This window comes from Enterococcus sp. 2G9_DIV0600 (assembly GCF_002140615.1).
GTDB lineage: Bacteria > Bacillota > Bacilli > Lactobacillales > Enterococcaceae > Enterococcus_D > Enterococcus_D innesii.
This window is the reverse complement of the sequence record NZ_NGLL01000002.1, coordinates 426,389-438,720: the sequence shown is the minus strand read 5'-3', so window position 1 is coordinate 438,720 and position 12,332 is coordinate 426,389. Positions and strand designations below refer to the sequence as shown.

The window sequence follows — 12,332 nt, the reverse complement described above, 5'->3', positions numbered from 1 at the left end:
CTACCTCATGCAGTTATTTCTTCTCCATAGCAGCTTTTAAAGCAGCTGCTAATGGGCTTTCTTGCGGTTCTTCTTGATTGATTTTGTTCATCAAGCGGCGTTCTTCGTGTTTCGACAGCTTTTTGCTGCGCTCTTTTTTATCCGCCATTTTTTCGGTGGTCCCATCGAATTTACAGCGGAAATAGGCGCCATTTTTGCCCTCAATGATCTCCATCTTTCGGTGACATTGCGGGCAACGTCGGTTCGAAACTTTCGGGTCTTTCCGACGACGGTACTTGCAAGTGCCACTGGAGCAAACATAGATCTTGCCATCACGGGTATTTTTCTCCCGCAATGGTTCGCCGCATTCGGGACACCGTTTTTGGGTCAATGAGAAATCTTGGTACTTGCTTTCGCTTTGCTTGATTTCTTTGACCAGTTGTTTGGTGTCCGCTTCGATTTGTGCGAGGAAAGTTTGGGCAGAATAGGTGCCTCTCGCGATGGCTTCCAGTTCCTTCTCCCATTTTTCCGTCAATTCTGGTGTCACCAAGGATGGATTGACTAAGACTAACAGCTGCTTGCCTTTTGGCGATACTTGCAAGCCGCTTGGGGTCCGCTCCATCAGCTCAGATTTGATCAGCTTTTCAATGATCTCCGCACGGGTTGACGGCGTACCGAGACTATGTTTTTCCATTTTGCCTAAAAGAGTTCCTTCATTCAACGGTTTTGGTGGTGTAGTCAACTCTTTCTGGATGGTAAAATCAGGCTTGACGGTGCTGCCTTTTTGCCAAGCTATATCACTGGTTTCTTCTTCGGAAGTCGTTTTCCATCCCACTTCTAACACGGTATTGCGGTTGAACACAAAGGTCTCAGAACCAAAGGTCACGGTCACTTTCTGTTGCTGTTTTTTATGAGGTTTCGCAAAGAGCATTAAGAAACGACTAACGATCATTTGATAGATCCGTTGTTCATCGGTAGTTAATTTTTCATACCGTGCCCGCTGTTCCGTTGGCAATAAGGCATGGTGATCGGTAACTTTTTTATCATTGAAGACAGCTTGCTGCACCACTTGTCCACCATTTTTCAAGTATCCTTTGACTTCTGGGGCAAAATCCGCAACTGCCTGCAGGCGTTCCTTCATGGTTGCCTTCATATCATTGGTCAAATACTTGGAATCCGTCCTTGGATAAGTGACGATCTTGTGGGTTTCATACAAGCTTTGAACAAGCGACAAGGTCTTCTTGGCTGAAAACCCATAACGCTGATTGGCTTCTCGTTGGATCTCGGTCAAATCGTAGGGCAGTGGTGCACTTTCTGTTTTGACCTTTTCTTCGATCGCTGTCACGCGACCATTTTGTTGACTCATCTGTTTGACCAATGCTTCAGCATCGCTGCGTTCTTTTAATTGATAAGGATTTTTTTGCTGCAGGCGAGCCTTGGCATCACCTACGTTTAGGGTAATCACATGATAGGTTTGCGGACGGAAACTCTCGATCTGCATTTCCTGACTGCGCACCAAAGCTAAGGTAGGGGTTTGGACCCGACCCGCACTAAGATTGTCTTGATATTTGACCGTCAATGCCCGCGTGACATTCAACCCTACCAGCCAGTCGGCTTTTGCCCGCGCAAGGGCGGAGTAGTAAAGATTGTCGTAGTGCTTGGCTGACTGCAATTTTGCAAAGCCTTCTTTGATGGCTTTAGGGGTTTGCGAAGAAATCCACAAACGTTTGACTGGTTTGTCAAAACGAACCCACTCCAAAATCCAGCGAGCAACTAGCTCCCCTTCTCTTCCCGCATCAGTAGCGATCACAACTTCCCCGACATCTTTTCTTTGAGCCAATTGTTTGATGGCTTTTAGTTGATGACCGGTTTTTGGCAACGGCTTGATCCCAATGGACTTAGGGATCATCGGTAATGTTTCCATCTGCCATGATGCCCAGTCTTTATTTAGATCTTCAGGCATTTTCAAGCCCAATAAATGACCAAGGGCCCAAGTAACGATCGCCTTGGGTCCTTCGTAATAATTTTTATGTTTTTGCTCACAGCCCAAAACTTTGCTGAGGTCTTTGGCAACGCTTGGCTTTTCCGCTAGAATTAGTTGTTTCATAAAAATCTTTCCTGCTTTCATCGACGACTTGCTGATATTCTTTAAGCAATGCCAGTCCAATATATTGTTGGAGGTAATCGTCGCATTCTTCGCACCAGCGTTCGTCTTCTTCATTCCAAAAAGCCGTCATAAAGTTTGATTTTGCATTTATGTACGAATACTCTTCTCTGATTTCTTGCCATTTTTGTTCATAAAATGACTGCGCCTCGCTGAAAGTTGCAAATGTGAACGCCTCTTGAATATCTGACTGCCATCCCTCAAAAAACCACCACGGTTCATTGTCCCCATACATGACTACTACTTGATACATTCCATTGCTCCTTTCACGATTCCTTCCTCATATTAGTCACTTTTACTTAAACTTGCAAGGAATAAGTTTCAGCATTTAAACATCGCTTAAAGAATTCATTAAACCTTCGTTTTTTTTGTACGTTTTATCAGTTGCTTAAGATTACATCATTTCTATGCCCCTATAGTCTAGCACAGAAGTTTCCTGTTGTGAATATAACAGTAAAAGATTAAAAAAATAGCAAACAAGATTTATTTTAACCTCGCAAAAAAATTTTTATCTGTGATGGATATGCTACAATAATGGCAACCACGAACCTGCTAGGAGGTGCCTCATGTATCTCGAACAAATCACTTTTCCCGATCAAGAAACCGAGTTTGATTTTTTCCTTTCCATCAAACGAACCGTTTATGATTCTTACTACCCTTTTCAGATTCTCAGTGCCCGCCGTTTTCAGCAGATCGATTTTGAACCAATCACGATTTTATATGGCGGCAATGGTTCTGGCAAAACCACTGCATTGAACGTGATTGCCGAAAAGATCCACGCGCAGCGCTTTGCTGCGTATAATCGGTCGAATTTTTTCGAGGACTATCTATCCTACTGTTCTGCTCGTAGCAACGACGAACCGCAAGAAAAAGTGCTATTGACCAGCGATGACGTCTTTGATTACATGCTGGCTATTCGAAATTTGAATCAAGGGATCGATCATCGCCGAGAAGAAGTGTTTCAAGAATACTACCAAGCAAAGTATGCGGACTTTCGTTTCACAGGTTTTGACGACTACCATGAATTGAAGAAAATCAATCTTGCACGATCCAACACACAGTCCAAATTCACCCGCAAGCACTTGATCGACAATGTCCGAGAATATTCCAATGGCGAAAGTGCCTTTCGCTTCTTTCAAGAAAAGATTCGTCCCAACAGCCTTTACTTATTAGATGAACCAGAAAATTCTCTTTCTGCTGAGCGTCAGCTGGAACTGGTGCAGTTACTGGAAGATTTTGTTCGCTATGAACAGTGTCAGTTCATTATTGCTACCCATAGTCCTTTCGTTTTGTCTTTAAAGGAAGCCAAAATCTATGATTTGGATCAAACGCCCGTCGATGTTCGGAAGTGGACGCAGTTAGCTAGTGTCCAGCAGTATTACCATTTTTTTCAAGCACATCAAGCCGAATTTGATGATCAATCATGACCAAAGTAAACCATTTTCCGCCAAAGATTTCTTTTGGTGGCTTTTTTCCGTCGCACTCACACAAAGACCAAAATCAAATTGATCAGCGCAATACAGAAGGCGACCACTCCCGCAATTTTGCCCCACTTGACTTCTGCTTGATTATACTGATCGGAATGCCCCGCAATTTGAGAGGACAAAAAGTAGAACTTTTTAAAAACAAGCAAATCCCCGGCTAAACCCAATAGTACGGCTAAGGCAAGATGGTTGATTTGGCTTGAAATGACCTGAGTCTGATGAAGCATCACCACCCCTACGACACTAACGACAAACCCCCATTTCATGAGATTGGCTTTGGTACGATTCATGCTCCTCCTCCTTTCTTTTAAAAATGCCAATACATCAAAAACATTCATTTTACGACTAAATTATAGCATATTTTGACTAAATTTTTGAAATAGAAAGCGTTCGCTCCAATCGGATTTTCGAATTGATTTATAAAAAGCCCTAGCTAAGTGCAACTGATTGGTTCAGTGTTCTTAGCTAGGGCTGATTGTGTTAGTGGTTAAACATATTGTAATTCTTTGGCTTCTTTGTAGGCTGCATCGATCAAACCGCCGCCCAAGCATTCCATGCCGTCATAAAAAACGACTGCTTGTCCAGGAGTGATGGCGCGTACTGGTTCGTCAAAAATCACTTCTGCCCGATCTCCCTCTAATAGACGCACGGTTACCGGTACATCTTGTTGACGGTAGCGGAATTTTGCTGTGCATGAAAATTCCGTGCCGCGGTCTTGTTCTGTAGTAAAGTGGATTTGGCTTGCTTCCAAGCGATCTGCATACAATGCGGGGTGATGGAATCCTTGCCCCACATACAAAGTGTTGGTTGCTAAGTCTTTTCCAACTACAAACCATGGTTCTTGAGTGGCACCGCCGCCGCCAATGCCTAAGCCTTGACGTTGTCCGATGGTGTAGTACATCAAGCCATCGTGTTGTCCTTTGACTTCGCCATCTAATGTAACCATATTGCCTTTTTTCGCTGGCAAGTAATTACTCAAAAATTGTTTGAAATTCTTTTCTCCGATAAAACAAACACCAGTGGAATCTTTTTTCTTGGCTGTTGCTAGACCGGCCCGTTCAGCGATCGCTCGTACTTCTGATTTTTCCATGCCGCCTAGTGGGAACATGGTTTTGCTCAATTGTTCTTGTGACAATTGGCTTAAGAAATACGTTTGATCTTTGTTGTTATCCACGCCTCGCAACATATGGGTCACGCCGTTCTCATCAACGGTCACTTGTGCATAATGGCCGGTTGCTACATAATCGGCACCAAGATCCATCGCATAATCCAAAAAGGCTTTGAACTTGATTTCCTTGTTACACATGACATCTGGATTAGGTGTCCGTCCGGCACGGTATTCTGCAAGGAAATATTCAAATACACGGTCCCAATATTCTTTTTCGAAATTCACTGAATAATAAGGAATCCCGATTTGCGCAGCCACTTTGGCTACGTCTTTGTAGTCTTCTGTTGCGGTACAAACACCGTTTTCATCGGTATCATCCCAATTTTTCATAAAGATCCCGACAACATCATACCCTTGTTCTTTCAGCAAAAGTGCTGTTACTGACGAGTCTACCCCGCCACTCATTCCAACCACCACCCGGGTGTTTTCGTTAGACATGATCGTTTCACCATCATTTCAATTATAGATTCTGAAATCATCTACGATTTGAAGGTCGCAACTTTTCAGTAATTTGCATTATACAACAAAACACAAAAAACTTCACTGTTTGCTGTCTTTTCTTAAAAATTCCTTTTTAGAAAAGACATCTGGAGAGAAGTTACTGTTCGTTATTCCACCCACTCAGCCAAATAGAGGAAGCGCTGCTTTTGTGTCTGTCATCGACAGCTGTCCAAACAGCAACAACTTACTTTTCAAATGGTGGTTGTCATAAAATCGTATGAAATTCTTCAGGAAATGCAGAAATGCTCTTATTAGAAAAAGACTATACTTCTCTTAGATACTACTTTACGAGGAGGGGCATTTCATGCGATCACACACAAAGACATCAAAAACTAGGAGAAACGATGGGAAGAAAAAGAAGAGCCTTGCACTGCTGCTTTTTCTCATCGGTGGTGTGTTTGTCATTCATTACGTGATTGATCAGATCAGGGATGCTGCGTTTGATCAGACAGCGCTTGTCTCAAAACAGTTCACTCGCCAAGCCAATCAAGCGATTCAACAAGCGATGGCAGACACGCAGCAAGTGCCGTTGATTGTACAAACCGATCAACGCTGGGGCAATAACCCGTATGGATATGGAGAAGAGCAAAATACGTTTGCGGCAAACGGGTGCGCTATTGCTTCTTTAGCCATGATCGATGCTTTTTGGACGGATCATCCGCCGAATCCTGACAAACTATTAAAGTGGGCTGGCGATCAATTTTATCTTCCCAAACAAGGAACCAGTTGGCAAATCTTTCCTCAATTTGCCGAAGCTTTTGGTTACCAATTTGCCGATTTAGGGGATTCATTTGAGGCTGCCTATGAGAAAATGACACAAGGCATCCCCGTTGTGGTCTCGGTTCAAGCAGGAACCTTTACGACATCCGGACATATCATGGTATTGGCTTTGAACAAAGAAGGAAATATCCAAGTATTCGATCCTAATGATTCCCCCGAAAAAGCCCATTATGAGAAAAGTTATCCTAACGATGTCTTTCAAGCAGAAGGAATCCATTATTGGAGCTTTTGGCTTTGATGTTCTGATCGACTGAAGCTGCAAAAATACACCTTTTGTGGGACAAAAAAAGACTAGCCGAAGCTAGTCTTTTGCTTATCTTACTATTATTGAACGCGTGGTTCGTTGTTTTCTTGAATACGCGTCGTTGTCCGGTTGAAGGCACCTTTGGCTTTACGTGTTTGTTTTGACGCAAAGTCGCCAGTTGTTTCTGCCGCACTGCTTACTTTGTCTTGAACTGTTTCAGAGTCTTTTTCGAATTGTTCACGTGTTTTGACATCTGCTACATTCACGTTTACTTCGATGACTTCTAAATTCGTCATTTTGTTGACTTGTGTTGAAACAACCTCTTTGATTTGGTCGTAGATCGTGGTCATGTCGCTGCCATATTCTGCAACGATATCAAGATCGACTGCCACTTGTTTTTTCCCAACTTCAACGTTGATCCCTGAAGTCACATCATCGGTGTTGACTAATTTACCTGCAATATTTGAGAAGAAACCGCCATCGACTGTTAAGAGTCCGTCTACAGATTCTAATGCAATGCCTACGATTTTTTGAATCACTTTATCTTCGTAAGTTAATTCTCCTTTAACACCTGTTGTTGGTTTTGTTTGGTTTTCCATCGTACATTCCTCCTACTATAATCTTGATATAAATTAAACTAATAATGTTACCAAAGTTAACGGCGCGGTCTTTGAAATTGTTCAAAGAATCCGACTTCTTTGAGATAAAATCCCAGATACGTACCTAGTGCCGTAAATAGCACCAGCAGTATGGTTTTCAAAAAGCCGATCGTTAGAAACAGGATCGCTAGGATCAAACCGAAACCTGCAAAGATAAGCGGGATCTTATAGTGGTAGAACCATTCACTCATACCTGTTCCTCCTAAACTACACGCGGTTGGTCATGGGCTGCTGGCGTTTCTTGCGTATCTTTTAAAACAACTTCCGTTTGGATATTGCTTTCGATACCGAAAAGCTGCTGCAGACTGCTGCTGATCTCACCAACCAAAGCTTCTTGTTTTTGCGGGATGGCTGCTGTTTGTTTCATTTCTCCATCGATTTTTACCGCTACTTTATTCTTGACGATTTTGATTTTTACCGATGGCTGATGGATGAAATCTGCTTGTTTCACCCGCTCGAGCACAAAATGCTCTAAGGCCTTCTTCTGAATCACTAAATCGCCTGTCTTATGGGGAATGATCAAGCGGTCTGAGCGTTTTGGATAAAACAAAACGACAAAGAGTGCGATCACTGTAAAAATAGCAAAGCCAACAGATAACCAAAAGAGCAGCATACTCATGGAAGATCCGACCCAAGGATATTCATCCAAAGGAATCAAGTAAACAGGCAATGAAGCCGCTCGCTGATTGGCGATGATCCCAAAATAAAAGACAAGTAAGAGTAAAAGTAATCCGATGATAAAAATCACTTTAGAAATCTTACGCATTGGCAACCTCCTTTACTGCTTTCTACTTAAAGCATACACATTTCTTAAATATCCATCAAATAATAACTCTTGGAATCGATTATTTTTTACATATAAAGTTTATTTTTATCAAAAAAATTTCCTTAATCAAAGCTTGCTGTCAAAGTCATCACAAAAAAAGCAAGCCACCCGAATCTGTTTGGATGCTTGCTTTTCTTGTTATCTGTTAACGAGCTAGCTTGGCAAGTTCTTGTTGTTTGGCATGATACAGCACCGCCAGTTCATTTTCGGAAACTGGTCGACCGAAGGGACGCGGCTGCGACAGAAACGCCAATTCCGGCGCATCGACTCCTACGTTGAGATTCTCAGCAATTGGAACACTGTGATGATGGATATGCCCATGCAGATTGCGGCTGTTTTTGGTGATCCCCAGCAGCATAGGATAATGGGTCAGTATAAATTGCTGATGAGCAAACTTCAGCAAGACACCGACATCTTCAAACGCATACTTTTGGGCTCCCAAACAACCAGGATCATGCTTGCGCAAGTACGCAAAGAAAGCCCGGGTATCATGATTGCCTTTGATAAAAACGATTTTGCCCTGTAGCTGTGCTAACAGCGCCGCAATTTCTGGAAAGCCCGCTTCGTAATCAGGGTGCATCGCGACATCCCCTAAATGATAAACGACATCTTTATCCGCAACCACCTCATTCCAGCTGGCGATCATCGTTTCATGCATTTGCGTCACTGTCTCAAAGGGGCGTGGGGCAAAGTCATTGTCCCCGAGCAAGGCTGCATGAAAATAATGGGTATCAGACGTAAAAAATTTCATAGTCGCTCCTTACTTTACTGCTTTTTTCTGTGATCAGGGTCTTCAAATCATCGCTAGCGGCTGCTTTTTCGTCGGTGCAGGAAAACGCGCATCGATTGCTGCCAATTCGCTTTTGGAAAAAACGATTTTGCAAGCTTCAATGTTCTGCAGCATATGTAGCGAGTCGCTGGTTTGGGGGATCGCTAAGACGTGGGGTTGTCGGAGGGTCCATGCCAAAAGCAGCTGAAAAATCGTGCAGCCTTTGGCTTCTGCCAGCTCTTTCAAGACTTCATCATTTTTAAAGTGGTGCCCTAGCCGATCGCCTTGAGCAATGGGTGAGTAGGCAATCACCGGAATCTCAGCCTCTGCCTGCCAAGGCAAAAGATCGTATTCGATCCCCCGGGCACCTAAATTATAGAGTACTTGGTTGGCGGCACATTGATCGCCGTTTTCTAACAGCAACAGCTCCTCCATATCTGCCACGTCAAAATTAGAGACGCCCCATGCACGAATCTTTCCAGAGGCTTTGGCAGCTTCTAGTGCGTTAACTGTTTCTGCTAACGGCACATCTCCTCGCCAGTGGAGCAGATACAGATCAAGATAGTCGGTGCCTAAACGCGCTAAGCTACGGTCTAAAGCTTTCGGCAATTCATCTGCGGAGGCATTCCAGGGATAAACTTTTGAAATCAAATAAAGATCCCCTCGTGTAAAGGGCTGGATCGCCTTGCCAACTAGCGTTTCTGCGTTTCCCTCGCCGTACATTTCTGCGGTATCGATGACAGCCGCTCCGGCTTTGATGCCCGCTTGCAGCGCATCGATCTCGGCTTTTTCCTTAGCAGGGTCATCCCCCATATGCCAAGTCCCCATTCCAACGGCTAACACTGATTGCTTGTTTAAGGTTCGTTTCATCTGGATTCCTTCTTTCTCGTCTCAACGTATCCACTTTCTGAGAACGGCTTAGGTTTGTTTTCTTTAGTATAAAAAGAAACCGGCAAAGATACAAAAGAAGTGTATCAATCCCTTGCCTGTTTGGCGGAGTGACACACTTCTTGCCCTTTGAACGGTATAGCTGCTTTTGACAAAAGCTTACGCTTTGACAAACAACCCGCGGCTGATAAAACCATCCATTAAAAAGTAAAATTTTTCTTGCAGCATTTTGTGCTGTTCATCTTTGAAAATATTGACTGCTTTTAATCCATTGGCTGTCGTGATCGACATCTTGAAGGTTTGCAGATCTTTTGCAACAGTGATTTTTAATTTAAAGCCTTCTTTGCTTTGGGGCGTTGCTTCAAGGCCACGAATCAATTGGAAGTTGCCGCCGTTCGTTTCTGTAAAGCCATTGTCCCGCAACGTATATTTTTTTGCTTCAGGAGCAATGCGGTATTGGGTTGCTGCGCCTAAAACGGTTGCTGTTGTTTCAAATGCCATGTTCTTCACCTCTTTAACATCATTTCTTTCATTATAAATAGTTTTCAGCGAGATTGCTAGCTGTTCTCCTACTTTTTCGTTGCTAAGACAGTTTCTGCTAATAGCTGAGCAAATGCTTCGATTTCCGCCAATGTGTTGCCATAGCCAAAGCTGACTCTGACCGATTCCCGGATAGCTGGATGCTCTTTGCCCACCATCGCTTCTAGCACATGGGAGGGTTCCACATTGCCCGCCGTACAAGCGCTGCCTGTCGAGATGGCGGCCCCTTTTAAGTCCAATTTCATCAGCAGCAAGTCACTGCTGACACCTGGGAAACGCAGATTCAAAATATGCGGCAATTTGTGTGCTGGATCACCATTCAACTGAACATCGACGCCTTGTACTGCTAAGGTATCCATCAGTACATCGGCAAACGTTTGATATTGTTCTGCCGCTGCTTGCTGCGCTTCGGGGGTATGCAAAGAAGCTGCTTTGGCCATTCCCATGATGGCTGCCAAGTTTTCCGTCCCTGCTCGCCGTTTTTCTTCTTGTTCGCCACCATGGAGTAGCGAAGGTAGCGACAAACCATCTCGTTTATACAAAAAGCCGATCCCTTTTGGTCCGTTGATTTTGTGAGCCGAAATGCTTAGGAGATCAATGCTATTTTCATTGATTTCAAGCGGGATCTTGCCATAAGCTTGCACGGCATCGGTATGAAAAACGGCGGGATGCTCCCGTAAAAGGGCCCCAATTTCTGCAATCGGCAACAAATTGCCCGTTTCATTGTTTGCCGTCATTATGGATACTAAAATCGTATCGGGACGTAAGGCAGCCTCAACTTCACTGACGGCCAATTGCCCCTTTTGATCTACGGGCAAATAGGTCACCTCAAAGCCTAAGCCTTCTAAATAGCGCATACTCTCAATGACCGCCGGATGTTCGATCTGGGTCGTAATGATATGTTTGCCTTGTGCTTGTTTACTAAGGGCTGTACCGATGATCGCTGTATTATCACTTTCGGTACCTCCACTGTTAAAAATGATCTCATGTTCCTTGACCCCTAGCTGCTGAGCGATCGCTTGACGAGCCAATTCTAATTGAGTGTGGGCATCTCGACCATAATGATGAATGCTTGATGGATTGCCAAAAAATGTCTGCATCGTCTCACTCATCACTTTGATCACTTCTGGGTGCAGCGGTGTCGTTGCTGCATGATCTAAGTAAACCATTCTTTTCACCTATCCTTCATTACTGCCATTATAACAAATCTTCCTCAGACGTCTATCGTGAGTGTCCATACGAAAAAACCTGTCAGTCAAAAGCGGAAAAATCGCCAATGATGACAGGCAGCTGAACGCGTTCAGCCTTACGAAAAATCAGGAACGTGTGCTGTTTTTCTTGTGCGAATCACGTCACTTACTGATCGTTTTATTTTTTTCCAGGTTCAGAGGCAATGACAGTCAATTCACCAACCAATTCCCATTTCTTGATCGGGTTTGGCAAAATGCAGCTCGTGCCCATTTTTAGTTCATAGGAATGACCGTCGATCATCAAATGCCCATACCCATCAATCACGGTCATCAAGGTATAATCGGCATTTTGTGCCAACGATAATTTCCCACGTACTTCCCATTCATACACATTGAAAAATGGCGTTTCAAGATAGGTAACGACTGCTGATTGTCCTTGTTTGACTTCACGGATCGATAATTCTGGCGTCCGTGCAGGAATCGTCGTCACATCGATTGATTGTTGGATATGCAGCTCCCGTGTTTGTCCTTGATCATCAGTACGATCATAGTCGTACACCCGATAAGTCGTATCCGAGCTTTGTTGGGTTTCTAAGATCATGATCCCTTTCCCAATGGCATGGATCGTTCCACTTGGCACGTAGAAGAAATCGCCTTTTTTCACCGGGACTTTTGTTAACAAATCATCCCAACGACCCGCTTCGATCATTTCCGCAAGTTCTTCTTTGGTTTGTGCGTGGTGGCCATAAATGATTTCCGCACCTGGTTCGGCATCAATAATGTACCAGCATTCCGTTTTCCCTAATTCCCCTTCATGGGCTAGCCCATACGTGTCATCAGGATGGACCTGAACGGATAGATCATCTTCCGCATCTAGAATTTTAATTAATAATGGAAAGACTGGTTCGTCTGAATGTCCAAACAGTTCTTGATGGTCTTGCCAAAGATCCGCCAATGTTTTGCCTTTAAACGGACCATTTTCAATGACGCTCACCCCATGAGGATGCGCACTGATCGCCCAATCTTCACCGATTTTGTCACTCGGTAAATCAAAACCAAAAACAGAATGCAGGCGACTGCCGCCCCAAATTTTTTCTTGAAAAACAGGTTTCATAAACAATGGTTCCATAATTGTTCCCC

At 43.8% G+C, this 12,332-nt stretch carries 14 protein-coding genes; 2 read left to right on the top strand and 12 right to left on the bottom strand.

Annotated elements, in window-relative coordinates:
• Nucleotides 1-13 precede the first annotated feature (13 nt).
• Nucleotides 14-2,086, bottom strand: coding sequence for a DNA topoisomerase III (locus A5870_RS15675; protein WP_086293890.1), 2,073 nt, complete (start codon nucleotides 2,084-2,086; stop codon nucleotides 14-16).
• Complete coding sequence (locus A5870_RS15670; protein WP_005227251.1) at nucleotides 2,019-2,396, bottom strand: DUF1033 family protein; 378 nt, start codon at nucleotides 2,394-2,396, stop codon at nucleotides 2,019-2,021. Before A5870_RS15670 ends, A5870_RS15675 begins: the two co-directional genes overlap by 68 nt.
• Nucleotides 2,397-2,709: 313 nt before the next feature.
• Here A5870_RS15670 and A5870_RS15665 point away from each other — a divergent pair, with 313 nt between their 5' ends.
• On the top strand, nucleotides 2,710-3,570 hold the full coding sequence (locus A5870_RS15665) for an AAA family ATPase (RefSeq protein WP_086293889.1): 861 nt from the start codon (nucleotides 2,710-2,712) through the stop codon (nucleotides 3,568-3,570).
• A gap of 56 nt (nucleotides 3,571-3,626) precedes the next feature.
• On the opposite strand, the gene A5870_RS15660 is transcribed toward A5870_RS15665, so the two are convergent.
• Nucleotides 3,627-3,917, bottom strand: a complete 291-nt coding sequence (locus A5870_RS15660; protein WP_226818102.1) for a hypothetical protein — start codon at nucleotides 3,915-3,917, stop codon at nucleotides 3,627-3,629.
• A gap of 197 nt (nucleotides 3,918-4,114) precedes the next feature.
• Nucleotides 4,115-5,233, bottom strand: coding sequence for a tRNA 2-thiouridine(34) synthase MnmA (mnmA, locus tag A5870_RS15655; RefSeq protein WP_086293887.1), 1,119 nt, complete (start codon nucleotides 5,231-5,233; stop codon nucleotides 4,115-4,117).
• A gap of 367 nt (nucleotides 5,234-5,600) precedes the next feature.
• On the opposite strand from mnmA, the gene A5870_RS15650 reads away from it, so the two are divergent.
• A complete protein-coding gene (locus A5870_RS15650) occupies nucleotides 5,601-6,314 on the top strand; it encodes a C39 family peptidase (RefSeq protein ID WP_086293886.1) in 714 nt (237 codons plus the stop codon).
• A gap of 86 nt (nucleotides 6,315-6,400) precedes the next feature.
• Here the strand turns inward: A5870_RS15650 and A5870_RS15645 are convergent, their stop codons facing one another.
• From A5870_RS15645 to manA, 8 genes are all read right to left on the bottom strand, one after another.
• Nucleotides 6,401-6,919 (bottom strand): Asp23/Gls24 family envelope stress response protein, encoded by a 519-nt coding sequence (locus tag A5870_RS15645; protein ID WP_005232258.1) that lies wholly within the window; start codon nucleotides 6,917-6,919, stop codon nucleotides 6,401-6,403.
• A 56-nt stretch (nucleotides 6,920-6,975) separates the two neighbouring features.
• Nucleotides 6,976-7,170: a DUF2273 domain-containing protein gene (locus A5870_RS15640; protein ID WP_005232259.1), complete on the bottom strand. Its 195-nt coding sequence runs from the start codon at nucleotides 7,168-7,170 to the stop codon at nucleotides 6,976-6,978.
• An 11-nt stretch (nucleotides 7,171-7,181) separates the two neighbouring features.
• A complete protein-coding gene (gene amaP, locus A5870_RS15635) occupies nucleotides 7,182-7,745 on the bottom strand; it encodes an alkaline shock response membrane anchor protein AmaP (protein ID WP_086293885.1) in 564 nt (187 codons plus the stop codon).
• 205 nt (nucleotides 7,746-7,950) lie between these two features.
• Nucleotides 7,951-8,556 (bottom strand): metallophosphoesterase, encoded by a 606-nt coding sequence (locus A5870_RS15625; RefSeq protein WP_086293884.1) that lies wholly within the window; start codon nucleotides 8,554-8,556, stop codon nucleotides 7,951-7,953.
• A gap of 42 nt (nucleotides 8,557-8,598) precedes the next feature.
• Nucleotides 8,599-9,444, bottom strand: coding sequence for an aldo/keto reductase (locus A5870_RS15620; RefSeq protein WP_086293883.1), 846 nt, complete (start codon nucleotides 9,442-9,444; stop codon nucleotides 8,599-8,601).
• A gap of 177 nt (nucleotides 9,445-9,621) precedes the next feature.
• A complete protein-coding gene (locus A5870_RS15615) occupies nucleotides 9,622-9,963 on the bottom strand; it encodes a DUF1831 domain-containing protein (protein WP_005232263.1) in 342 nt (113 codons plus the stop codon).
• A 68-nt stretch (nucleotides 9,964-10,031) separates the two neighbouring features.
• Nucleotides 10,032-11,171, bottom strand: coding sequence for a cysteine desulfurase family protein (locus A5870_RS15610; RefSeq protein WP_086293882.1), 1,140 nt, complete (start codon nucleotides 11,169-11,171; stop codon nucleotides 10,032-10,034).
• A 199-nt stretch (nucleotides 11,172-11,370) separates the two neighbouring features.
• A complete protein-coding gene (gene manA / locus A5870_RS15605; protein ID WP_170924110.1) occupies nucleotides 11,371-12,324 on the bottom strand; it encodes a mannose-6-phosphate isomerase, class I in 954 nt (317 codons plus the stop codon).
• Between the last annotated feature and the right edge of the window lie 8 nt (nucleotides 12,325-12,332).